Consider the following 24,225-nt stretch of genomic DNA (forward strand, 5'->3'; position numbering starts at 1 on the left):
TTATCAATACAGCTGTTTCAGCGAAGCATTGCTAAAGGCTTGCAGGTCGTCATCGCGACCCTCACGCACTTTATGCACCCAATCTGGGTCTTGCAGCAAGGCGCGACCAATGGCAATCAAGTCAAATTCGCCAGCTTCCATTCGCTGGTTGAGCTCTTCAAGACCTGATTTTTCCACCTGTTCTTGCTTCGACATAAAGGTGCCACTCATAAAATCTTCAGTCAGACCGACACTACCGACCGAGATAGTCGGTTTACCGGTGAGTTTTTGTGTCCAACCGGCTAGGTTTAACGCCGAGCCAGGAAATTCTGGCTCCCAAAAACGCCGCGTTGAGGCGTGGAACACATCCACCCCAGCATCGCTCAGTAATGTTAACAGCTCAGCCAGTTGCTCTGGGCCATCCACGAGGCTGGCTTGGTAGTCTTGCTGTTTCCAAGTTGAAAAGCGGAATACAATGGCAAAGTCTTCACCGACAGCGGCGCGCACTGCTTTGATCACTTCCACCGCAAAGCGCGCGCGGTTTTCCAGCGAGCCACCATATTCGTCCTCACGCAGGTTGGTACCCGCCCATAAAAATTGGTCAATGAGGTAACCATGGGCACCGTGAATCTCCACCCCATCAAAGCCAACTTCTTTGGCTAAGCGCGCAGATTCGGCAAAGGCAGCAACCACTTCATCGATATCCTGCTTGGTCATGCTGACGCCGTTGTGCTTGCCCGGCGCAAATAAGCCAGACGGTGAGTAAGCTGGGGCAGCATCAGCGTGCTCTGGTTTACGAACTGCGCCGACGTGCCATAATTGCGGAATAATCTGTCCGCCTTCAGCATGCACAGCATCAACCACTTTTTTCCAACCGGCCATAGCGTCAGCACCAAAAATATGCGGCACATTCGGGTAGCCACTAGCGCCCGCATGGTTGATTTCGGTGCCCTCGGTAATGATCAGACCCACTTCACCGGCGGCACGACGGGCATAATAGGCCACGTTATCGGCATTCGGCACGTTGCCTGGTGAGAAACTACGGGTCATTGGCGCCATCACGGTACGGTTACGAAGCTTCAGTGTTTTACATTGAAATGGACGAAATAAAGCAGAGGTCATTCGGTACTCCTTGAGAATAGTTCACTAGCTACGCAGAGCTAGACGGATTGGATCGCTTGCTGTAGCAAGGATGGGTGTATTCGGTGGTTACTTAGATGGGGACAAAAGTGCGTCAGGCAAGGGCTCGTCGATACACGCACAGAGTGTGGCGATAAGTTTTTGCTCAACCGCAGAAATACTCTGGTCGTGTTTCGCTACTTGCAGCCAGCGCGCCACGATCTTCTCTTTCATGCTGGGCGCCCAGTGGCGACAGGTATTGAGAGCTAATTCAAGCTGCTGGTAATCAAGCTGCTGGCCTTGATCGGCTTGGCTGATGGCCGCTACCGTCAGATCAAAAGCCTGTTGATTATCGATACGCTTGGTAAACCATTTGGGCGGCAACAGTTGCCGCGCGATCAATTGGTATAAGCACCAGTGAAATAAGCTTTGGCTATCCGCCAAGCGCTCCAGATCGGCCAGTAACGATACTTTTTCGCTACCTTGGGCTAATCGCAGTGCCGGCACAGACAGCTCCACTAAGGCCAACAATTGCGCGGCATTGAGGTGATGTTGATTGGCGACAGTGCTGCTATCAGCAGCCGCGGTTGCCAAAAGCTCACGCACCAGCAGCGGCGCTTGTTGTGGGCTCCGTGCTTGCTCCAGTAGCAGGGCTGGCAGCCACAGTAGCGCCAAGCGGTTGAGCGCGCTTGGTTGTGGTTGTGCTGCTTGGTGGGCTTGTTCGGTTTCACTAAAGGCTTGGCGTGGTTCTGGGTAACGGCCATTCCAACGCGGCTCAATGCGTTTAATACGTTTGTCCAACGGCGGGTGCGTGGCCATAACACTGAACCAACTTGATACGGCGTTACCGAAAAATAAATGTGCGGCTTCGCTGCTATTTTTGTGCTGTAGACGACTGCCGTGTTGGCGCGCGCCAATTTGCTTTAGCGCGCCAGATAGCGCCTCGGGGTTGCGGGTAAATTGCACCGCGGCGGCATCGGCAAGATATTCACGCTGGCGTGATACAGCGGCTTTGATGACGCTGCCAAATAGCACCCCGATCCAGCCAATAATCAACAATGCTAAGCCAATAAACGGCAGCGGGTTGACCTCTTTGCTGTTGCGACGACCACTGAAACGAGCACTGCGCAATAACAATTCACCCAGCTTAGCGAGCGCTACGATGCCTGCCAAGGCGGCGATAAGGCGAATGTTCATGCGCATATCGCCATTCAGAATATGGCTGAATTCGTGCGCAACAACCGCTTGCAATTGCTCCCGTGAAAAGCTCTCCACGGCACCGCGGGTCAAACCAATCACTGCATCATTGGTAGCATAGCCCGCGGCAAAAGCATTAATAGCTGCCTCATTGGGCAGTAAATATACGCCAGGTACTGGCATGTTTGCCGCTATCGCCATCTCCTCAACCACATTGAGAATACGACGTTCTAATGGGTCTTGGGTGTCTGGGGCGATGCGCACGCCACCGAGGCTCTCAGCAACCACATGCCCGCCTGGCTTGAGTTGTTGCCACTTGAACAACATCACTAGAGCAATTCCACCGGCGACGGCGGCAGCCACCCAAATTAACGGGCCGACTTGCACCTGGTAAGTGCCTTGCGCATCGCTGTTAAGGTAGCCCATAGCAACCGCAGACAGCGCGGTGACAATGGCAATGATCAGACTGACAGCCAGTACAAACAACACCACTAATAAGGTGGTATTGCGCTTGGCTTGCTGTTGTTGTTCAAAAAAATTAACCATAGTGGCTCAAGTCAGCGCCTTAAAATTGCACTTTCGGTGCGGCTTGAATTTCGGCACTATCGGCAAATTCCAGTAAGCTGGCATCTTTCGGATGACCAAAAAAGCTCGCAAACATCACCGGTGGGAACGACTGGCGATAGGTATTGAAGCTCATCACAGCATCATTAAAGGCTTGGCGCGAAAACGCCACGCGATTTTCGGTGCTGGTCAGCTCTTCAGATACTTGCATCATGTTCTGGTTAGCTTTGAGGTCGGGATAGGCTTCCATCACCACGTTAAGCCGCCCTAAGGCTGACCCTAAAGCAGATTCTGCACCGCCTAAACCTTGCATGGCGCTGGCATTGGAGGGGTCGGCCGCAGCTTGTTTAAGGGCACCAGCGGCTTGATTGCGCGCGGCAACAACCGCTTCTAGGGTTTCGCTTTCATGCTTTAAATAAGCTTTGGCGGTTTCCACTAAATTGGGGATCAGGTCGTAACGGCGCTTCAATTGCACCTCAATTTGCGCAAAGGCATTTTGATACTGATTTTTCAGGCGCACCAAATTGTTGTAGATACTGATTGCCCAAACCAGCACAATTACCGCAATAATGATTAGAATCCAACCGGTAGTCATCACACTCTCTCCTGTGGTAGCAATGCTATCAACATGCTATGCTTTGTCGTCATTAGCAAGCCATAGACAAAAATTTGTTCATGACCAACACCGCCACCACCCCAGGAAACCTATTTATTGTTGCTGCGCCCAGTGGTGCCGGCAAGTCGAGCCTTATCAAGGCGCTGCTAGATCGCTATGCCGATGGCTCGATGCAAGTATCGGTCTCTTGTACCACCCGTGCTATTCGCCCCGGTGAACAAGATGGTGTGCATTATCATTTTATTTCGGTGGCGCGCTTTCAAGAAAAAATTGCCAATCATGAGTTCTATGAGTGGGCTGAAGTATTCGGTAATTACTACGGCACCTCACGCACTGTGATTGAGCAAACCTTGGCGCAAGGTATCGACGTGTTCCTTGATATCGATTGGCAAGGCGCGCGGCAAGTGCGCGATGCGTATCCTGCGGCCCAGTCAATTTTTATCCTACCCCCAAGCTTAGCGGTGCTGGAGCAGCGTTTACGTCTGCGTGGTCAAGATAGCGACGCGGTGATTGCTCAACGCATGGCCAAGGCACAGCATGAAATGTCGCATTATCATGAGTTTGATTATTTGCTGATCAACGATGACTTTGCCACGAGCTTAGCCAATTTTGAGCACATTGTGCTGGCCCAGCGCCAACGAATGGCATTGCAGCAGTCACGACATGCGACTAAACTCAAAGATCTGTTGGCGAATCACGGCTAAATCCGTATAATTCCTGACCCGTTTATTTTCGCCCGAATTGATATTTATTGGAGTAACTATGGCACGCGTAACTGTAGAAGAAGCTGTTGATCGCATTGGTAACCGCTTTGACCTGGTATTGGTTGCCTCTCGCCGTGCGCGGCAATTAGCCACCCAAGGCAAAGATTCACTGGTGCCATGGAAAAACAACGAGAAAGCGACCGTGGTAGCATTGCGCGAAATTGAGCAGGGCCTGATTGATGCCAAACGCCTTGATGCGCAAGAACGTACTGAAATGGCGCAACAAGACGCTGATGAACTGGCTGCTGTTGATGCCTTGCGTGGGATTGAGTAACACGGGTGTATTTGTTCGAAGGTTTACGGCAGAAAGTTTCAGAGTATCTGCCCGCTGAACAGGTAGAGCAGATTACTGCGGCCTATCGCTTGGCCGCAGATGCCCACAGCGCGCAAAAGCGCCATAGCGGCGAACCCTATATCACCCATCCAGTTGCCGTGGCCGGCATCCTTGCCGACATGCGCTTGGATCACGAAACCATCATGGCGTCGTTGTTACACGACGTTATTGAGGACACCCGCTTTACCCAAGAAGACCTGGCTGAACAATTTGGCGGTACCGTGGCTGAGTTGGTCGAAGGCGTGTCAAAGCTCGATAAACTGCAATTTAATTCACACGAAGAAGCGCAGACCGAAAACTATCGCAAAATGATTATGGCGATGGTGCATGATATTCGAGTGATTTTGATTAAACTTGCTGACCGCACCCATAACATGCGCACCATCGGTCATTTACGCCCTGAAAAGCGTCGCCGTATTGCCCGCGAAACCCTTGAAATCTATGCGCCACTCGCCCATCGACTTGGTATCCACGATATCAAGGACGAACTTGAATACCATGGTTTCTTTGCTATGTATCCGTGGCGCGCACGGTTACTCGAATCGCAGGTAAAAAAGGCCCGTGGTAATCGTCGTGAGTTGGTTGAACGGGTTGAGATCGAAATTGATAAGCGCCTGAGCGATAACGGCATACCGGCTCGTGTGATTGGTCGGGAAAAACACCTGTACAGTATTTATAAGAAGATGCTGCACAAAGAGCTGCAGTTCGAGCAGGTCATGGATATTTACGCGTTTCGCGTCGTGGTTGCCGATGTAGACACCTGTTATCGCGTGTTAGGCGCGTTACACAATCTCTACAAGCCGATCGAGACACGCTTTAAAGACTATATAGCTATTCCGAAATCTAATGGTTACCAGTCATTGCATACCTCACTAAAAGGCCCGCATGGTATTCCGGTCGAGGTACAGATTCGTACCGAAGAAATGAATTTAATGGCAGACCGTGGTGTTGCCGCGCATTGGTTGTATAAAACCGAAGAAAGTAGCGGCACCACTGCACAAGTGCGTGCGCGGCGCTGGATGCAAAGCTTACTCGAGCTGCAACAAAGTACTGGTAACGCGTTTGAATTTATCGAGAACGTGAAATCGGAGCTATTCCCCGAAGAGATCTATGTGTTTACCCCTGAAGGGCGCATTATTGAGCTGCCGCAAGGTGCCACGCCGGTTGATTTTGCCTATGCCGTGCACACTGATATTGGCAATAGCTGTATTGGCGCGCGGGTGAATCACAAAGTTTATTCGTTAAGTAAACCGCTGGAGACCGGGCAAACTGTTGAGATCAAAACAGCAGCGGGCTCACGGCCAAATATTGCCTGGCTGAACTTTGCGGTGACCGCCAAAGCCCGTGCCAAAATTCGCCAATACCTGAAGGGGCAAGAAACTCGCGAAGCGGAGCAACTGGGCGAGCGCTTATTGCGCGCGGCACTGGGGCCAGTGAACTATGACGAGATCCCAAGTAAAGAATTTAAACGGGTATTGAAAGAAACCAAAATTGAATCGGTGCCGCAGTTATTGCGTGAAATTGGCCTCGGCAACATGATGTCTATTGCCATCGCCAAGCGTTTATTGGGTGAATTGGTCAATCTCAAAGATGACAGCAATAGCGCTGGTGGTAATCAACGCTCGCTGGCGATTAAAGGTGCCGATGGTTTATTGGTGAGCTTTGCCAAGTGTTGTCGCCCAATTCCAGGTGATGACATCATTGCTCACGTCAGCCCAGGCAAGGGCTTGGTGATTCACCGCCGCGAATGTAAGAACGTGCGCGGCCACGAATATGAGCCTGGCCATTATTTCCCGGTGCAGTGGGATAACAAACCAGAAGCTGAATTCATCACCGAAGTACGGGTAGAGATCGTGAACCATCAGGGCGCACTGGCTAAACTCACCTCGGCGATAGCGCTGACCGGCTGTAATATTCACGGCCTTAAAACCGAAGAAGTCGATGCTAATATTTACTACATCGACATTGCTTTAACCGTTCATGATCGAAAACAACTAGCCGATGTTATTCGCCATATCCGCAAAATGCCGGATGTGCAGCGAGTATCGCGTTTAAGGAAATAACCAGTATGGCAAAAGTCATTATTAACACCGACCAAGCCCCAGCGGCTATTGGTACCTATTCACAAGCGGTTAAAATTGGCACCACAGTGTACTTGTCGGGGCAAATCCCGTTAGTACCGAGCACTATGCAATTTATTAGCGAGAATTTTCGTGACCAAGCAGTGCAGGTGTTCAACAATCTGAAAGCGGTCTGTGAAGCAGCTGGTGGTTGCCTGCAAGATATGGTCAAGGTGCAAATTTATCTGACTGATTTGGGCAACTTTGCCGTTGTGAATGAAGTGATGGCGGAGTTTTTCAGCAGCCCGTATCCAGCTCGTGCTGCCATCGAAGTCAAAGGCTTGCCGAAGGGCGCGCAAATTGAAATCGATGGCGTTATGGAGCTACCGAGCACTCATTAACCGCCTGCTAGGCAGTGGCTGGTGCACGCCCCTCTAAGGGTTTGCGCCAGATAATCACCGCCAAGGTGACGGCCAGCAAAATAAAGCAGTAACCGGTATGCAAACTAACCTGAAGTGGCGACAAGCCAAAGCTGGCTCCCATCAATAGCGCTTGCGCACCGTAGGGCAGTACGCCTTGCACCACACACGCGGTAATGTCTAACAAGCTAGCACTTTGTCGCGCCGCTAAATTGCCATTTTCAGCGAGATTTTTGCTCACCTCACCGGATAACAAAATGGTGACGGTGTTATTGGCTACCGCTAAGTTGGTCACCGCGGTTAAGCCGACAATACCAAAGGCTGCACGCTGCTGCGGCTGGCGAAACAGCGCACTAGTAATTCGCGCCACACCGTTGGCGAGAAACTGTAAGCCACCCTGTTGCCGAATCAACGCCGACAAACCACCAATCAACAGTGATAGCAGAAAAATTTCCTGCATACCGGTAAAGCCCTTGTAGATATCTTGGCTAAATGCGACCCATTGATAGTCGACCGTGGCCATGCCAAAGGCACCGGCCATAATGATGCCGAGGCTGAGCACAGCAAACACATTCAAGCCTAATACAGCCAGGGCAATAATGACGAAATAGGGTACGCTTAACCATAAATTCGCGGCTGGTATCTCGGCCGGGGATGCGCTGGTGTCGTAGGTGGTCAACCAAATGACCGTCAGCAGAGCTGCGGGTAAAGCGATTTTCAAGTTCGCTTTAAACTTATCGCGCATGTCACAGCCTTGGGTGCGCGTTGCCGCAATAGTGGTGTCTGAGATAATCGACAAGTTGTCGCCGAACATCGCGCCGCTTACCAGGACCCCAGCCATCAACGCCAAGTCAATATTGGCCGCTTCGGCAATACCCAGTGCCACCGGTGACAACGCTGCCAGCGTTCCCATAGAGGTGCCCATAGCCGTTGATACCACCGCAGCGATAATAAACAAGCCGGGCAAAATGAAGCTTGCTGGTATGATATTCAACCCCAGCGCTACCATGGCATCCACCCCACCGGTTGCAGCTGCTACCGTAGAAAAGCCGCCGGCCAATAGATAAATAAGGCACATGGTAATGATATTGCGCTCGCCCACACCCGCTACAAAGGTGTTGATACGCTCTTCAAACACTTGCTTGCTCAGCAGCACACCTAGCACGATAGCGGGCAGAATAGCGACTGGGCTTGCCAGTTGATAGAAGGCATAGTCAACACCAGTCAGTTGAAAATAAATACCTGTACCGAGGAATAGCAGTAGAAAAAGCGCAAGCGGTAAAAGGGCTTTGGCGCTGGCTGGCTGAGTCATAAATATCCTTGCCTGTTAAATTTGGACGTCCAGAAGTTTATATGGCTTGATCTCGGAGCGCAAGCATCAAGGTTGCCAATTTTGGTCACATCGTCATACTAAGACTACTGTTGTACCTGTCACTAGCTAGGATGTCTATGAGCCCGGATGAACTGCACTTACAAATGCGCAATTTGCGTAGCGACGATTACCCTGAATTAAAAGCGCTGATGGACAACGTCTATCCCGATATTGGCGGCGCTTGGGGAGAACATACGATCCAACGGCTGATTAAGGATTTCCCTGAAGGGCAATTATGTCTGGAAGATAACGGCAAAGTGGTTGGGGTGGCGCTTACTGTGATGGTGAAATACGCGCGCTTTAGCAACCCCCACACCTATGATGACCTGATGGATGCGCGGCAAAATATCCTCAATGATCGCAAAGGCGATGCGCTCTACGGCCTCGATGTTCTGATTCACCCGAATTACCGCGGTTATCGTTTAGGTCGGCGCTTATATGATGCGCGCAAAGAGCTCTGTCGACAGCTCAATCTCAAGGCGATTCTGGCCGGTGGGCGTATCGTCAATTATCACAAATATGCCGAAGAACTGAGCCCAGGTCAGTACATTGAGCAAGTTCACCGCCGTGAAATTTACGATCCAATTTTGACCTTCCAGCTCGCTAATGACTTTACCGTAAAGCGCTTACTTGGGCGTTATTTGCCAGAAGATAAGCGCTCGGCTGGTTTTGCCACCCTATTAGAGTGGGATAACTTTCTCTACGAGGCGTCCGACAATATTTTGGGTAGTCGTATTCGTAACGTGCGTGTCGGTGCTATTCAATGGCAGATGCGGGCGGTGGAGTCGGTGGAGGAAATGCTCAAACAAGTCGAGTACTTTGTCGACGCGGTATCCAACTACCAATCAGATTTCGCGGTATTTCCCGAGTTTTTCAATGCGCCCTTGATGGGGCTCACCGATCAAAGTCGGCAAAAGGACGCAATTCGCTTCTTGGCGGGTTATACCGAGCGCTTCAAGCGTGAAATGTCGCAGATGGCGGTCAGCTATAACGTTAATATCATTACCGGTTCGATGCCTTTGGACGAAGACGATGTGATTTATAACGTCTCCTATTTGTGCCGCCGCGATGGCACGGTTGAAGAGCAACGTAAGATCCACGTGACGCCTCACGAAAAGCGCGATTGGGTGATAGAAGGCGGCGATCAGGTGCAGGTATTTGATACCGATGCTGGGCGCGTGGGTATTTTAATTTGTTATGACGTTGAGTTTCCGGAACTTGGCCGCTTAATGGCTGCCGAAGGATTAGAAATTTTATTTGTACCGTTTTGGACCGATACGCGCAATTCGTACCTACGTGTGCGCCATTGTGCTCAGGCCCGGGCGGTTGAGAACGAATGCTATGTGGTGACCTGTGGCTCAGTCGGTAACTTGCCACAAGTGGAGAGCTTAGATGTGCAATATGCGCAATCGGCAGTATTCTCGCCATCTGACTTTGCTTTTCCGTACGATGCTATTTTGGCCGAAACCACACCAAATACTGAGCAATTGATCTTTTCTGATCTGAATTTAGATGAATTGCGCTATTTACATCATGAAGGCTCGGTTATGAATTTAAAGGACCGCCGCACCGACTTGTATGAAGTAGTACGCAAGCGTTAATAAAAATTATAAGAGGAACAACATCATGCCTGTAAAACTCATGCCGCCTACCGACGAGGCGTATCAATACCCACTGTTAATCAAACAACTGTTGTTGAGTAGCCAACGCTATGGTGTTGGCCGCGAGATTGTCGGTGGTAATAACGGTCAACGGTACAGTTATGCCGAGTTTTATCAGCGCGTACAGAAGTTAGCCAATGTGCTCACTGAAGCAGGCGTGAAAGCGGGTGATGTGGTGGCGGTACTCGATTGGGATACCCCACGCTATCTGGAATGTTTCTTTGCTATTCCAATGCTCGGTGCGGTGCTGCATACCGTCAACGTGCGCTTGGCGCCAGAGCAAATCGTCTACACCATGAATCATGCCGCAGATGACTTAGTATTGTGCCACGATGACTTTTTGCCCTTACTGGCCAAGGTTCGCGATCAGCTCACCACGGTCAAAGGCGTCATTCAGTTGTCTGATCATGACCAGCCCGAGGCTGCGCCACTGCCAACCTTGGGCCATTATGAACAGCTGATGGCGGGGGCACTGGCGGAGTTTGATTTCGCTGATTTTGACGAAAACGCCATTGCGACCACCTTTTATACTACCGGCACCACCGGCAATCCGAAGGGGGTGTGTTTCTCGCATCGTCAATTAGTGCTGCACACCATGACCTTGGCGGCCACCACTAGCATGAACAGCGAGATGCAGCTGATTCACTCCGACACCGTGTATATGCCGATTACCCCGATGTTCCACGTACATGCCTGGGGTGTGCCGTACTTAGCAACCATGCTGGGTATCAAACAAGTCTACCCTGGCCGTTATGACCCGGCCGCGCTGGTGAAATTGTATCTCACCGAAAAAGTCACCTTTTCGCACTGTGTGCCAACTATCTTGCAAATGGTGATTGGCAGTGAGAAAGCTGCGGCTATTGATTTTAGCGGCTGGCAAGTTTTAATCGGTGGTAGCGCTTTAACCGAAGGTTTAGCCAAAGGTGCCTTGCAGCGCGGCATTCAGGTGTATACCGGCTATGGCATGTCAGAAACTTGTCCACTGCTGAGCACCTCGTGGCTACCTGCTGGTGCGGGCAAGCTGAGTATCGATGAGCAAGTGGCGATTCGAGTCAAGGCCGGTAAGCCCGTGCCGATGGTGAATATGCGTATTATTGATAGCAATGGACGCTTCTTACCGCACGATGGTGACGCCATGGGCGAGGTCGTGGTGCGTACACCGTGGCTAACCCAAGCTTATGTGGGTGAAGCCGAAAAGAGTGCAGAGTTATGGGCCAACGGCTGGTTACACACCGGTGATGTGGGCACCATTGATAGCAGCTACACTTTGCAAATTCGCGACCGTATCAAAGACGTGATCAAGACGGGTGGCGAGTGGGTATCATCGCTCGATATTGAGAACTTAATCAGCCAGCACCCTGATATTGCTCTGGTGGCGGTGGTGGGCTTGCCCGATCAAGAGTGGGGCGAGCGCCCACATGCTATGGTGGTTGCCAAGCCGGGAGCTAGCGTGAGTCGTGACACTATAGCCGCGCATTTGCAGCAGTTCATTCGTAGCGGCGTGATCGAAAAATGGGCGATTCCGGATACTGTGCAAGTGGTCGACGATGTGCCACGCACCAGCGTTGGCAAAATCGACAAAAAAGTCATTCGGGTACAGCTACAACAAACCCTTTAAAAAAGCCACCACGCTACGGCCCAAAGAACTGTGGTCGTAGCCCCCTTCTAAGACCGCGACCAAGCGCCCCTGACAATGATGGTCAGCCAGGCGCTTGAGTTGTTGCGCCACCCACTGATAGTCGTCTTCAACCAGCATAAATTGCGCCATATCATCCTCAAGGTGGCCATCGAAACCGGCCGACACGAGGATTAATTCGGGCTGAAAATGGTCAATTGCCGGCAGCCAGCGCGCGCTTATAGCCGCCCGCCATTCAGCGCCGCGAGTGGCTGCCGGCAAAGGAATATTAATAATATTGGGGCTAATGCTATCCGCACCGCTGTTTGGATAGAGCGGGTGCTGAAACGAGGAACAAAACAATACTCGTTCATCGTGGGCAAAAATATCTTCGGTACCATTACCGTGATGCACGTCAAAATCAATAATTGCCACTCGTTCGAGAGCATAGCGATGCATGGCGTAGGCCGCAGCGACCGCGACATTATTGAAAATACAGAAACCCATGGCTTGGTCACGGGTAGCATGGTGGCCTGGTGGGCGAATACTGCAAAAAGCCTGTTGCTGCGGCGCTGCCATCACCTCATCAACGGCATTGATGCCGGCACCAGCAGCATACATGGCGGCTTTTAGCGAGCCAGGACCGACCAAGGTATCGGGGTCAAGCCAACGTGGCTCGGGCTCATCGTCACGTAAAAATAGGTCATCAACATAAGTTGCGCTGTGCACTCGGTACAGGTCATGGCGCTGCGCTGGGCTGGCATCCTTTTGCGTGAGCACGTAATCCAGCCCGGATCGAATTAATTGGTCGTTAATGGCATCGAGCCGCGCGGGCTCCTCGGGATGCATTGTAGACACTTGATGAAGGCCACATAAATAATGGCTAAAAACCGTAATCGACATACTTAACTGCTCGGTAAGGTAAGTTTTAGATGTACTTCACCGGGTTCATCGCCGGCGCTACGAATAAAGCCAGCGCGCTCGAACACCGCCAGCATTTTGCTATTTTCAGCGCGCACATAGGCCCGCATGCAGCTTAAGCCGCGGAGGCTGGCGATACGGATCATCTCATCAAGGAGCAACTTCGCCATACCCTTGCCCTGCGATGTTTCACGGGTGACAAATGCCACTTCACAACTGTTGTCGCTATCGATCAGATAATAGCGGCCGACTGCATGAATACGCACCATGGAGCCTTTCTGGGTGACGATGCACAGTGCTAAATCTCGCGATTGGTCTACCGCCACTAAGTTACAGGATTTCTCCCGGCTCATTTGTGTCGGTACCGAGTTGTAGCGCATTTGTAGGGTTTCTTTGGTGTGCGAATAAAAGAATTCCTGCAGGCGTCGTTCATCGCTGGGATTTAGCGGTCGCAGGTCAAATTCTTCACCGTCGAGCATGATTTCTTTAAAACCAACATGACCAAGCTCGGGCACTTCAGTGGCCTTCACAATCTGATAATTGGGCACATAGTAATGCTGTCGTACTTCGGCTAATAACTGATCGCGAAACTTCGGGTGGGCGACTCGAATCAATTCCAGCGCCCGCTCGCGGATACTTTTGCCACGTAGCGAGGCAACGCCAAATTCAGTGACCACGTAGTACACATGGGCACGCGATGTGGCCACGCCAACGCCTTCAGTGAGATGCGGAACGATCCGTGAAATGGTGCCATTTTTTGCCGTAGAGGGCAGTGCTATGACTGGTTTACCACCACGGCTCATTGAGGCGCCGCGACTAAAATCGACATGACCGCCGATACCGCTATAAAAGCTGTGACCAATCGAATCGGATACCACTTGCCCGGTTAAATCCACTTCAATGGCACTATTAATCGAGACCATGTTGTCGTTGCGGGCAATATTAGCCGGCGAGTTCACATACTCACTCGGGTAAAAGCCAATATGCGGATTGTTGTGAACGAACTGGTACAAGGCTCGGCTGCCAACACAGAAGCTAGTCACGGCTTTATGCTGATGATAGGTTTTTTTACGATTATTGATCACGCCGCTTTGCATCAGCGCCATGATACCGTCGGTAATCATCTCGCTATGTACGCCTAAATCTTTGTGATTACTCAGATATTTCAGAACTGCGTCACAGAGATTGCCAAACCCAATTTGAATAGTCGCGCCATCATCAACGAGCAACGATACGTATTGACCAATCCGTTCAATAACAGGATCGGGTGGGTCCGCTATGAGTTCGGGTAATTCTTGCTCAGCATGAAAAAACGCATCAATTTGGCCTTTATGGATAAAGGCTTGGCCGAAGGTCACTGGCATCTGCGGATTGACTTGGGCGATCACCAGTTTGGCGGCTTTTAGCGCCGCGGCAACAATATCCACCGATACGCCAAGCGAATGATAACCGTGTTGATCGGCTGGGCTGACCATAATCAAGGCGGCATCAAGGGGTAAAATATCCTCGCTAAACAGCGATGGAATATCGGACATAAAACATGGCGTGTAATCAGCGCGCCCCTCAGCAACCGCCTGGCGTACTTGTGACCCACCAATAAATAACGAATTCACTTTAAAGTGTTGGGTAAATTCGCGCTCCGCCCAACGATTGTCGCCTAAAGCGGCAACTTGAACGATTTCAACATCGTGAAGATGCTGACAATGGCACAACAGGTCATCGATCAGAGCATGAGGCACCGCCGCGTGGGAGCCAATAAAAATGCGTTGGCCAGACTTAAGCAGCTGTTGCCAGCTGACAGTCTGACCGTGCATATCAAGGCGCCCCGGCACAGCGGCTTACTGACCTGGGTAGTCGAGCACCCAGTTCACGTACAACTCAGTGCCAGTTTTCAGCGCGGCTTCATCAGCATAGAAAAATGGCGAGTGGTTACTCGGTGCTTTAGCCGGGTCTTGCCCTTCTGGGGTGATGCCTAGGAACACAAATAAGCCCGGCGTTTCGAGCGCAAAGTACGAGAAGTCTTCGGCGCCAGTGACCAGTGGGTTCACCCGCACCTTATCAGCACCGGCAACGCGTTGCATGGTGGGCAACATTTTACGGGTCAGGTCTGGGTTATTAATAGTCACCGGGTAGCCTTCGTCAATGTGCACATGAGCATCGGCGCCACTGGCCTTGGCGGTCATTTCTGCGGTGGTTTTGAGCTGGCTGAAAATGGCTTGGCGATTATCCATATCGAAGTTACGAATAGTGCCTTCAAGGTATACGTCATCAGGGATAATGTTGTTACGAACACCGCCTTCAACGATACCAAAGCTCAACACCGCTGGCGCTTTGGTGATGTTGATATGGCGACTGACGATGGTTTGGCTGGCATTGATAATTTGTGCTGCGGCGACAATCGGGTCAACCCCACCCCATGGTGTTGAGCCATGGGTTTGACGGCCTTTCACCCGAATCTCAAAGCGATCGGCTGAAGCCATCAACGGCCCTTCACGGTAACCAATAACGCCGGTATTGCCGGCTGACCACACGTGAATACCAAACACTGCATCGGGTTTCTGCTCGGCAAATAAGCCCTCTTGCAACATCAATTCGGCACCGGCCACGCCTTCTTCAGGCGGCGCACCTTCTTCAGCGGGTTGAAAGATAAACATCACGTTACCTTGAATTTGCTCGCGGATAGCGACCAATTGCTCGGCTGCACCCATCAACATGGCAACGTGCAAGTCATGGCCACAGGCATGCATAACGCCAACTTCTTTGCCACGGTACTCGCCAATAGCGGTTGATTTAAACGGCACATCGGTTTGCTCGGTTACCGGCAACGCGTCCATGTCGGCGCGCAACGCCACTAATGGGCCGGGTTTACCGCCTTTTAAAATAGCCACCACACCGGTATTAGCGACGCCGGTCTGCACCTCTAAACCCAGGCTTTGCAAATGCTCGGTAATCACTTTAGCAGTGCGAAATTCGCGGTTACTCAGCTCAGGGTGTTGATGCAGATCGCGGCGCCAAGCAATAACTTTTTGCTCTAGCTCAGCAGAAATCTGTAACGGGCTATCAGCCGCTTGCGCGGTTAACGGTAACGAACTAGCCGCCATGCTTAACAGCATAGCGACCGGAATAGCAGCAAGACGGAACATAGCACGAACCTCTCTGACACAATCAATGATGACCAAATGGTGTATTGAGTATGCCAAAAGTGGCGCGATTTACTAGTAGCCCTTAGTCGATAGTGGGTAAGTCGTTGAATAGACCATAGTTCGGAATATCAACCTGCAACGAAAACGCCTGTTGTTGATAGCTAAAGCTGAGCTTCCAGGCATGCAAGTGCAAATACTCATGGGCCTCGCCGCCGTAGCGTTGGTCACCGACTATCGGCGTGCCGAGGCTTTTTAGTGCCACCCGCAGTTGATGGGTGCGGCCGGTCAATGGGTGCAACAGGTAATAGCGATAGCCGGGTTTGAGCGAATAGCTGAAAAAGCGTGTTTGCGCTGGATTGTTTTGGCTGTGCAGCAGTCGCCAGTTACCGCGGCGGACATTATCCATATCGCCACTGATGAGCCCTTGCTTCTTTTTTGGTTTGCCGGCGGCAATGGCAATATAGGTTTTACTGATTTGGCGTTGCGCAAATAATTGGCTGAGTTCGGCGGCAGCCGCAGCATTGCGGGCAATCAGCAGTGCGCCCGAGGTCGGGGTGTCGAGACGATGCACCGGGAACAGCGTTTCACCGGTTTGTGCGGCCAGTTGATGCACCACACTAAGTTCCTGTTCGTTGGCATGCATAGGTGCCCCTGCGGGCTTGTTGAGCAGGTAAAAATCAGCATGGTGAAAGGCTATGGATAACGCGCGCATGTGGTTATACTGGCCCTTATGTGAATCGTTGCAATGATGTGAGTCGGGTTATTATGCGGCCAAACGCCAGCCAAAACCACTCATCCGGATTACACCGTATCCCGTTGAGTGCGTTAAAAGGAATTGGGCCTAAGTTGCAGGAGCGCTTAGCCAAGCTGGGCTTGCAAAATGTGCAAGATGTGTTGCTGCATCTGCCGTTGCGCTACGAAGACCGCTCGCGCATATACCCGATTGCGGCGTTATTACCCGGTAGCAGCGCCACCGTAGTGGCGGAGGTGGTTAGCGCTGATGTGGTGTATGGCAAACGGCGCATGCTGCGCTGCAAGGTGCGTGATGGCAGTGGCCAACTCAATTTAGTATTTTTCCAATTCAGCGCGGCGCAATTAAAGCAATTTGTCGCCGGTACGCGGCTGCAACTGTTTGGTGAGGTGCGGCGTGGTTTGCAAGGTCCGGATATGATTCATCCGGAATACAAACTCATTGATGATGCCCACCCGGTGCTTGCCGACGACACGTTAACCCCGGTATACCCAGCCACCGATGGCGTGCAGCAAGCCACGTTGCGAAAACTCAGTGAGCAAGCACTGAGTTATCTTACCGACCATTCATTACCGGAATTACTACCGAGCAGTCTGCAACCCGGCCAGCTTAGTTTGGCCGATGCCATTCGCACCCTACATCGGCCGCCGGTGGATGTCAGTTTGCAGCAACTCACCGATGGTGTGCATCCAGCTCAGTTGCGGCTAGCTAGCGAAGAATTGCTGGCGCACCAATTGAGCCTGCTTAAACTGCGGGCAATCAAACAAGCGCATCACGCTCGACCGTTACCCATCAATAGCGCGTTGCAGCAGCAGTTTCTGAGTCAATTACCGTTTCAGCCCACCGCTGCTCAGCGCCGTGTAGTGGCAGAAATTCAGGCTGATTTAGCGCAGCCGATGCCGATGATGCGCTTGGTGCAAGGTGACGTGGGTTCGGGCAAAACCTTAGTGGCTGCATTAACCGCGCTAACGGCTATCGGGCAGGGCTACCAAGTGGCACTGATGGCACCAACTGAAATACTCGCCGAACAACATGCGCTGACTTTTCGCCAGTGGCTGCAGCCGCTCGGCATTGGCGTGGGTTGGCTGGCCGGTAAACAAAAAGCCCAAGAGCGGCAACAGAATTTGGCAGCAATTGCCGATGGTAGCGCGCAGCTGGTGGTGGGTACTCATGCCCTGTTCCAAAGCGAGGTGCAGTATCAGCAACTGGCCTTAGTGATTATTGATGAGCAGCATCGCTTTGGCGTGCATCAGCGCCTTGAATTGCGTCAGAAAGGCGTTGATCAGGGCTACCAGCCGCATCAACTGATTATGACCGCCACACCTATACCGCGTACCTTAGCCATGACCGCCTACGCCGATTTAGCCACCTCTATTATTGACGAGCTACCGCCGGGTCGCACCCCGGTTACCACGGTGGCGATTCCTGATACCCGCCGTGACCAAGTGATAGACCGTGTGCGCCAAGTGTGCACCGAACAGCAGCGTCAAGCGTATTGGGTATGTACCTTGATTGAAGAATCAGAAGCACTGCAATGCCAAGCCGCAGAAGATACCGCGACCTTGCTGGCCGAACAGCTGCCTGATTTGCGTATTGGTTTGGTGCATGGGCGTCTGAAGAGCGCCGAAAAAGAAGCCGTCATGCAGGCTTTCAAAGGCCATGAACTGGATTTATTGGTAGCCACCACGGTGATCGAGGTGGGTGTTGATGTACCCAATGCCAGCCTAATGATTATTGAAAACCCAGAACGCCTGGGTTTGGCACAATTACATCAGTTGCGCGGTCGGGTGGGGCGTGGCGCGGTGGCCAGCCATTGTGTGCTGTTGTATCACGCGCCGTTGTCAAAAAATGCCAGTCAACGCTTGGCGGTGCTGCGCGATAGCAATGATGGCTTTGTGATTGCCCAGCGCGATTTAGAGTTACGTGGGCCCGGCGAATTATTAGGGCAAAAGCAAACCGGCCTGACCGACATGAAGGTCGCCGATATTATCAAGCACAGCCACTTATTAGTGCAGGTGCAAGAGCTCGCTGGGCAAATTTGGCAGCACTATCCGAGTACTGCTGATGCGTTGATTGAGCGCTGGTTACCGCGCCGCGATCACTACGCCCAAGCATGATTTCGTAGTACACTAACGGGCATTTGCGGCAGAGTGAAACTCAGCCCGCCCGTCCACATATAGGCACTAGCATGAACGATAAGCAGCAAGACACCATCGATTTTGGCTATCAACAAGTGGCTAAGGCCGATAAGCAGAAACTGGTGGCCAATGTGTTCCAGTCGGTGGCGCAAAAATATGACCTGATGAACGATTTGATGTCATTCGGTATTCACCGTTTATGGAAGCGCTACACCATTGACTGTAGCGGCGTGCGTAGCGGTATGCGGGTGTTAGATATTGCCGGTGGCACTGGTGATCTCACCGAGCAATTTTCACGGCGGGTGGGGCCAACCGGTGAAGTGGTGCTGGCTGATATCAATGCTGCCATGCTGGAAGTCGGCCGCGATAAGCTGCGTAATCGTGGAATTGTCGGCAACGTGCGTTATGTGCAGGCAAACGCTGAAGAACTGCCGTTTGCCGATGACAGTTTTGACATCATCACCATTGCTTTTGGTCTACGTAATGTTACCGATAAACAAAAAGCCTTAGAATCAATGTTCCGGGTGTTGAAGCCGGGTGGTCGTTTGCTGGTGTTGGAGTTCTCTAAACCGCAGCCGCCGCTGTTGTCACAAGCGTACGATTTCTATTCCTTTAATGTCTTGCCAAAAATGGGCCAGTTGGTGGCTGGTGACGCCGACAGCTATCAGTATTTAGCTGAATCGATTCGAATGCATCCTGATCAAGACACCTTGAAGGGCATGATGGAGCAGGCCGGTTATGCCGAGGTCAGCTATCACAATCTGACCGGTGGCATTGTTGCCATGCATCGTGGGTATAAATTCTAATGCTCTGGGCTATGCTGCCAACCAGCTTGCTGGAAAGCTTATTAAATCAGCTGTTACGCCTTGATCCAGCGTCGCAACCGCGGCTGCAGAAACTGGCCGGTAAACGCTTGCGGGTGACCCTAGATGACATTGCCCAGCCACTGACCGTGAGTGTTAGTGAGCAAGGCGTGTGGTTGAGCTGGCTGGATCAAGAGCCGGTTGATTGCGCCATTCGTACCCGCTTGGCGGTCCTGCCGGAATTACGTGAAGCGGCCAATATTACCCGGCTGATCAAAGCCGATCTATTAGACATTGACGGCGACCCGATGCTAGCGCAAGCGCTTAGCAAGCTGTTTGCTGAACTTGATATTGATTGGCCAGAGCACTTATCGCAGCGCTTAGGCGATGTGCCCGCTCAGTTGATTATTCAGGCCTGGCAGCGCAGCCAGCAGTGGTTACAACAGCAGCGTCGCGATCAGCAGCAATGGCTACGTGATGCCTTAATTGAAGAACAGCAATTACTGCCAAGTGCGGCAGAATTTTCGCTATTTCGCAGTGACGTGCAGGTGTTGAGAGCGCACGTTGATCGGCTGGAACGGCAGTTATCAGGGTGGAAAGGCTAATGCGTTTAGGGCGTTTGTATACAATCACCAAGACCTTTTTGAATTATGGCCTCGACCAATTGATTCCGGCAAAATGGCTGCCTTGGTCAGTGCGCATTGGCCGCCATGTCTTGTTTTGGCTGCCGAATAAGCATGCTGACAAAAGTGCCGGTGTACGCTTGCGCTTGGCCTTGGAATCGCTCGGTCCGGTGTGGATTAAGTTTGGACAGATGCTATCCACTCGACGCGATCTGCTGCCCCCCGACATTGCCAATGAATTAGCCAAACTGCAAGACCGAGTCAAACCGTTTCCGGGTGCGCAAGCGCAAGCGTTGATAGAGCAGGCACTAGAAATCAACAGCATTGATGAGCTGTTCAGTGACTTTGCACAAACCCCGTTAGCATCGGCATCGATTGCTCAAGTGCATACTGCGCGGCTGCGCCATGGCGACGATGCTGGGCAAGAAATTGTCATTAAAGTCATTCGTCCAGATATTCGCAAAGCCATTGATGCTGACCTGGAACTGATGGATACCTTGGCGCAGGTGTTGGCGAAACATTTACCCGATGGTCGCCGCCTAAAGCCGCGTGAAGTAGTCAAAGAGTATCGCAAAACGCTACTCGATGAGCTGGATTTGCTGCGTGAAGCCGCCAATGCCATGCAGTTGAAGCGCAACTTCGAAAACTCGCCATTGCTGTATATTCCTAAGGTGTATACCGAATACGGGCGGCTATCGGTGATGGTGATGGAGCGTATTGATGGTATTCCAGTGAGCGATGTCGCCACGCTGCAGGCCATGAATGTGAACATGGAAAAGCTTGCCGAACGCGGAGTGGAAGTGTTCTTCACCCAAGTGTTTCGTGACAGCTTTTTTCATGCTGATATGCACCCGGGCAATATTTTCGTATCCCGCCACAACCCCCATGATCCATCGTATTTAGGCATTGATTTTGGCATCGTTGGCACCTTAAACCGCGAAGATAAACGTTATTTAGCCGAGAACTTTCTGGCTTTTTTCAATCGTGACTATCGCAAAGTGGCGGAACTGCACATCGATTCGGGCTGGGTTCCGGCACACATTAACGTTGAAGAATTCGAGTCCGCCATTCGTACCGTGTGTGAGCCGATTTTCAATAAGCCACTAGCGGATATCTCCTTTGGCCATGTGTTGGTGAATTTATTTAACACCGCGCGCCGCTTTGAGATGGAAGTGCAGCCACAATTAGTGTTGCTGCAAAAAACCTTACTTTATGTCGAGGGCTTGGGGCGTACTTTGTACCCGCAATTAGATTTATGGAAAACCGCCAAACCCTTCCTAGAGCGCTGGATGCAGGAGCAACTGGGCTGGCGAGCGGTATTGCGCTCGGTCAAAGAAAATGCACCCTACTGGGCGGAAAAGCTGCCAGAAATGCCCACCTTGCTTTATGATTACCTGCACAGTCAAAAGCAGTTGGCGCAATTTCAGCGTGACGCCATGCAGCAGCTGATAGTCCAGCAACAGCAATTAAAACAGCGCGTGGGCTATAGTGTGGGTGCTGCCGGCTTGCTGATTAGTGCCACCTTATTATGGAACGCTGCACAACCTTGGTGGTTAACCGCCGGTGCCGCGGCAGGCGCAGTGATCTGCGCACTTTTAAGTAGCAAACGAGGATAACCATGTCGATTGGACCGTTACAAATTTTACTAGTTTTGCTGATTGTGGTGCTGCTTTTCGGGACCAAACGGCTACGGGGTATTGGCTCTGATTTAGGTGCCGCCATCAAAGGTTTTAAAAAATCCGTCAATGATGATGACAGCGACCAGCCCAAGGATAAATAACGGGTATGTTTGATATCGGCTTTTGGGAGCTGCTGTTAGTTGCCATCATTGGGCTGCTGGTGTTGGGTCCAGAGCGGCTGCCGGCTGCCTTACGCTCTATGCAGCGCGGTATGCAAGGGTTGAAAAGCTATGGCAGTAAAGTGAGCGCCGAGCTTAATCATGAGCTGCGCATTAAAGAGCTGCATGAGCATCTTGCTCAAGCCGAACAGCTGAATATGGATCAATTACCGGCTGACGTGCAGCGTTCAATCGTTGAACTCAAAGCCGCGGCTGCCGCAGTTCAGCGCCCTTACGCCAACCCCAAACCCGCTGCTGACGATAGCCACAAGCCATGAGTCAGAATTCGTTGCTTGAGCATTTGTTAGAACTCCGTCGTCGCATCCTTCGTAGTGTGCTGGCGGTAGTGCTGATTTTTGCGCTGACCGCCTGGTTTGCCGACGAGCTGTATCGGTATGTCGCTGAACCATTACTGGCCAGTTTGCCAGCTGGCGGTAGTTTAATTGCCACTGATGTCGCCACGCCGTTTTTAACTCCATTCAAATTAGCCTTAGTGGCCGCTATTGTCATCGCGGTGCCGTATTTACTATGGCAACTGTGGGGCTTTTTGGCCCCCGGCTTGTATCGCCATGAACGCCGCTTGGTCATACCCTTGCTGGTATCGAGCACCTTGCTGTTTTACCTCGGTATTGGCTTTGCTTATGTCTTGGTGCTACCGGTGGCGTTAGCGTTTCTCACTGGTACTGCGCCGCTGGGCGTCACCATTGCTACGGATATTGCCAGCTATCTTGATTTTGTATTAACCATGTTCATTGCCTTTGGTATTGCTTTTGAAACGCCGGTGGCGATTATTTTGTTGTGCTGGAGTGGTGTTGCTAGTGTCGAGGGATTGCGTCAAAAGCGTGCTTATGTGATAGTCGGTGCATTCGTGGTGGGGATGATTTTAACGCCACCGGATGTGCTCTCACAGATCCTTCTAGCCATTCCAATGTGGTTACTCTTTGAACTTGGGCTAGTGATCGCTGGTCTATATCAAAAGCCATCGACTGAGACACCATCAACCCGTTAAGAACAGGAACAGAACATGTCAAATCGTGTAATGATCAGCAGTGTAATCTGTGGTACTGCGGTCGCCGCGCTCTTCAGCGTGACAGTGCAGGCGCAGAGTGTAACCGACGCGCAATTAGCTGCGTGTGCGAAGATTGAGAACCCATTGCAGCGGTTGGTTTGTTTTGATCAGCTGAGTGCTGGCAAAAAGCCTGTTGTTACGCAACAGCAGCAAGCCGATCAGCCGGTGGTCAGCGCTGAAGATAAGTTTGGCCGTGAGCACCTCGATGATGGTGGTGACGCGCCAGACAAACTCGCAGTGGAAATTGTCGGCAAGAGTAAAGACGTATACGGCTATTGGGTGATTGACCTAAGCAATGGTCAGCGCTGGCGACAAACCGAGTCAGCCACCTTCCAACTCCCTGATGATGCCGAGTACTACATTGAACGTGGCGTACTCGACAGCTTTTTTCTTGGTCGTGAGGGCATGAATCGTCGTATTCGCGTGCAGCGTATCGATTAAGGATACTGGCTATGCAATGGTTTGATGGCGGGGTGAACCTCACCAATGCTCGTTTCACCGAACACCTCGAGCAAATCATTGCCAGCGCTGAACAAGCCGGTGTTGTGCGCATGGTGGTTATAGGGACCAACCTAGAACACAGCGCCGCCGCCCTGCAGTTATGTGAGCGCTTTCCACAGCACTTAGTGGCTACCGTGGGTATTCACCCGCACGATGCCGAAGCTGCTCCGCGCCACTTTATCAACCAACTGCGGCAATTCAGCCAACACCCAAGCGTCTGTGCTATTGGTGAATGTGGGCTTGATTTTAATCGCAATTTTTCCAGTCGCAGCGCACAGCTGCAGGTATTCGAAGCACAACTTCAGTTAGCCGCCGAACGACAATTACCGGTGTATTTACATGAACGCGATGCGCTCACCGAGCAGGTCACGCTATTAAACCGATACGCCGCAGACATTCCCAAGTTGTTTACCCATTGTTTTACCGGTGGGCCAGAGCAACTAGCGGTCTATCAGCAATTAGATTGTTACATTGGTATCACCGGTTGGGTGTGCGATGAACGCCGCGGTGATGATTTACAACGCGCGGTGCCATTAATTGCAGCGGATCGTTTAATTTTGGAGACTGATGCACCATACTTACTACCGCGCAACATTCGACCTCGGCCCCGCAGTAATGTGCCCAGTTATTTACCGGCTATTGCCGAGCAGGTTGCGCAGCTGCGGCAGCAACCCATAGCCGAATTAGCCCAGCAGGTATGGCGTAACTCAACCAAACTTTTTGTCACGACAGGATAGCG

General features: G+C 51.7%; 23 protein-coding genes. 15 read left to right on the plus strand and 8 right to left on the minus strand.

The window, feature by feature from the left end:
• Positions 1 to 3: 3 nt before the first annotated feature.
• The 3 genes from EFO84_RS01430 to EFO84_RS01440 all read right to left on the minus strand — a co-directional run bounded on the left by EFO84_RS01430 (position 4) and on the right by EFO84_RS01440 (position 3,454).
• The gene (locus EFO84_RS01430; RefSeq protein ID WP_127346281.1) at positions 4 to 1,101 is read right to left on the minus strand and encodes an NADH:flavin oxidoreductase; all 1,098 of its coding nucleotides are present in this window, start codon (positions 1,099 to 1,101) and stop codon (positions 4 to 6) included.
• A gap of 87 nt (positions 1,102 to 1,188) precedes the next feature.
• The gene (locus EFO84_RS01435) at positions 1,189 to 2,841 is read right to left on the minus strand and encodes a M48 family metallopeptidase (RefSeq protein ID WP_127346282.1); all 1,653 of its coding nucleotides are present in this window, start codon (positions 2,839 to 2,841) and stop codon (positions 1,189 to 1,191) included.
• A 19-nt stretch (positions 2,842 to 2,860) separates the two neighbouring features.
• Positions 2,861 to 3,454, minus strand: coding sequence for a LemA family protein (locus EFO84_RS01440; protein ID WP_127346283.1), 594 nt, complete (start codon positions 3,452 to 3,454; stop codon positions 2,861 to 2,863).
• Positions 3,455 to 3,534: 80 nt separating this feature from the next.
• On the opposite strand from EFO84_RS01440, the gene gmk reads away from it, so the two are divergent.
• The 4 genes from gmk to EFO84_RS01460 are packed head-to-tail and all read left to right on the plus strand — an operon-like array spanning position 3,535 to position 7,034.
• Complete coding sequence (gene gmk, locus EFO84_RS01445) at positions 3,535 to 4,179, plus strand: guanylate kinase (protein ID WP_127346284.1); 645 nt, start codon at positions 3,535 to 3,537, stop codon at positions 4,177 to 4,179.
• A 58-nt stretch (positions 4,180 to 4,237) separates the two neighbouring features.
• The gene (rpoZ, locus tag EFO84_RS01450; RefSeq protein WP_127346285.1) at positions 4,238 to 4,513 is read left to right on the plus strand and encodes a DNA-directed RNA polymerase subunit omega; all 276 of its coding nucleotides are present in this window, start codon (positions 4,238 to 4,240) and stop codon (positions 4,511 to 4,513) included.
• Positions 4,514 to 4,518: 5 nt separating this feature from the next.
• A complete protein-coding gene (gene spoT, locus EFO84_RS01455; RefSeq protein WP_127346286.1) occupies positions 4,519 to 6,636 on the plus strand; it encodes a bifunctional GTP diphosphokinase/guanosine-3',5'-bis pyrophosphate 3'-pyrophosphohydrolase in 2,118 nt (705 codons plus the stop codon).
• Between the two features lie 5 nt (positions 6,637 to 6,641).
• A complete protein-coding gene (locus tag EFO84_RS01460; protein ID WP_127346287.1) occupies positions 6,642 to 7,034 on the plus strand; it encodes a RidA family protein in 393 nt (130 codons plus the stop codon).
• Between the two features lie 7 nt (positions 7,035 to 7,041).
• On the opposite strand, the gene EFO84_RS01465 is transcribed toward EFO84_RS01460, so the two are convergent.
• Positions 7,042 to 8,364, minus strand: a complete 1,323-nt coding sequence (locus EFO84_RS01465) for a Na+/H+ antiporter NhaC family protein (RefSeq protein WP_127346288.1) — start codon at positions 8,362 to 8,364, stop codon at positions 7,042 to 7,044.
• A gap of 137 nt (positions 8,365 to 8,501) precedes the next feature.
• Here EFO84_RS01465 and EFO84_RS01470 point away from each other — a divergent pair, with 137 nt between their 5' ends.
• Both EFO84_RS01470 and EFO84_RS01475 read left to right on the plus strand, forming a co-directional pair.
• Positions 8,502 to 10,025 carry a carbon-nitrogen hydrolase family protein gene (locus EFO84_RS01470; RefSeq protein WP_127346289.1) on the plus strand — a complete coding sequence of 508 codons (1,524 nt, stop codon included), beginning with the start codon at positions 8,502 to 8,504 and terminating at the stop codon, positions 10,023 to 10,025.
• Positions 10,026 to 10,050: 25 nt separating this feature from the next.
• Complete coding sequence (locus EFO84_RS01475; RefSeq protein ID WP_240642618.1) at positions 10,051 to 11,703, plus strand: fatty acid--CoA ligase; 1,653 nt, start codon at positions 10,051 to 10,053, stop codon at positions 11,701 to 11,703.
• On the opposite strand, the gene EFO84_RS01480 is transcribed toward EFO84_RS01475, so the two are convergent.
• From EFO84_RS01480 to EFO84_RS01495, 4 genes are all read right to left on the minus strand, one after another.
• The gene (locus EFO84_RS01480) at positions 11,686 to 12,603 is read right to left on the minus strand and encodes a histone deacetylase family protein (RefSeq protein WP_127346291.1); all 918 of its coding nucleotides are present in this window, start codon (positions 12,601 to 12,603) and stop codon (positions 11,686 to 11,688) included. The two genes, EFO84_RS01475 and EFO84_RS01480, sit on opposite strands and share 18 nt — an antisense overlap.
• Before the next feature lie 2 nt (positions 12,604 to 12,605).
• The gene (locus tag EFO84_RS01485; protein WP_127346292.1) at positions 12,606 to 14,435 is read right to left on the minus strand and encodes a GNAT family N-acetyltransferase; all 1,830 of its coding nucleotides are present in this window, start codon (positions 14,433 to 14,435) and stop codon (positions 12,606 to 12,608) included.
• Positions 14,436 to 14,459: 24 nt separating this feature from the next.
• A complete protein-coding gene (locus tag EFO84_RS01490) occupies positions 14,460 to 15,764 on the minus strand; it encodes an amidohydrolase (protein ID WP_127346293.1) in 1,305 nt (434 codons plus the stop codon).
• An 82-nt stretch (positions 15,765 to 15,846) separates the two neighbouring features.
• On the minus strand, positions 15,847 to 16,476 hold the full coding sequence (locus tag EFO84_RS01495; RefSeq protein WP_127346294.1) for a TIGR01621 family pseudouridine synthase: 630 nt from the start codon (positions 16,474 to 16,476) through the stop codon (positions 15,847 to 15,849).
• A gap of 53 nt (positions 16,477 to 16,529) precedes the next feature.
• On the opposite strand from EFO84_RS01495, the gene recG reads away from it, so the two are divergent.
• The 9 genes from recG to EFO84_RS01540 all read left to right on the plus strand — a co-directional run bounded on the left by recG (position 16,530) and on the right by EFO84_RS01540 (position 24,223).
• Positions 16,530 to 18,632 (plus strand): ATP-dependent DNA helicase RecG, encoded by a 2,103-nt coding sequence (gene recG, locus EFO84_RS01500; RefSeq protein WP_127346399.1) that lies wholly within the window; start codon positions 16,530 to 16,532, stop codon positions 18,630 to 18,632.
• Between the two features lie 71 nt (positions 18,633 to 18,703).
• The gene (gene ubiE / locus EFO84_RS01505) at positions 18,704 to 19,459 is read left to right on the plus strand and encodes a bifunctional demethylmenaquinone methyltransferase/2-methoxy-6-polyprenyl-1,4-benzoquinol methylase UbiE (protein WP_127346295.1); all 756 of its coding nucleotides are present in this window, start codon (positions 18,704 to 18,706) and stop codon (positions 19,457 to 19,459) included.
• Positions 19,460 to 19,470: 11 nt separating this feature from the next.
• Positions 19,471 to 20,061 carry a ubiquinone biosynthesis accessory factor UbiJ gene (locus tag EFO84_RS01510; RefSeq protein ID WP_240642619.1) on the plus strand — a complete coding sequence of 197 codons (591 nt, stop codon included), beginning with the start codon at positions 19,471 to 19,473 and terminating at the stop codon, positions 20,059 to 20,061.
• On the plus strand, positions 20,061 to 21,695 hold the full coding sequence (ubiB, locus tag EFO84_RS01515) for a ubiquinone biosynthesis regulatory protein kinase UbiB (protein WP_127346297.1): 1,635 nt from the start codon (positions 20,061 to 20,063) through the stop codon (positions 21,693 to 21,695). The genes EFO84_RS01510 and ubiB overlap by 1 nt, the downstream gene beginning before the upstream one ends.
• 2 nt (positions 21,696 to 21,697) lie before the next feature.
• On the plus strand, positions 21,698 to 21,859 hold the full coding sequence (gene tatA, locus EFO84_RS01520; RefSeq protein ID WP_127346298.1) for a twin-arginine translocase TatA/TatE family subunit: 162 nt from the start codon (positions 21,698 to 21,700) through the stop codon (positions 21,857 to 21,859).
• A gap of 5 nt (positions 21,860 to 21,864) precedes the next feature.
• On the plus strand, positions 21,865 to 22,194 hold the full coding sequence (tatB, locus tag EFO84_RS01525) for a Sec-independent protein translocase protein TatB (RefSeq protein WP_127346299.1): 330 nt from the start codon (positions 21,865 to 21,867) through the stop codon (positions 22,192 to 22,194).
• A complete protein-coding gene (gene tatC, locus EFO84_RS01530) occupies positions 22,191 to 22,925 on the plus strand; it encodes a twin-arginine translocase subunit TatC (protein ID WP_127346300.1) in 735 nt (244 codons plus the stop codon). The genes tatB and tatC overlap by 4 nt, the downstream gene beginning before the upstream one ends.
• Positions 22,926 to 22,940: 15 nt before the next feature.
• A complete protein-coding gene (locus tag EFO84_RS01535) occupies positions 22,941 to 23,426 on the plus strand; it encodes a hypothetical protein (protein WP_127346301.1) in 486 nt (161 codons plus the stop codon).
• 11 nt (positions 23,427 to 23,437) lie between these two features.
• Positions 23,438 to 24,223: a TatD family hydrolase gene (locus tag EFO84_RS01540; protein ID WP_127346302.1), complete on the plus strand. Its 786-nt coding sequence runs from the start codon at positions 23,438 to 23,440 to the stop codon at positions 24,221 to 24,223.
• Positions 24,224 to 24,225 lie beyond the last annotated feature (2 nt).

It is taken from the genome of Pseudidiomarina mangrovi, from assembly GCF_003999375.1.
GTDB lineage: Bacteria > Pseudomonadota > Gammaproteobacteria > Enterobacterales > Alteromonadaceae > Pseudidiomarina > Pseudidiomarina mangrovi.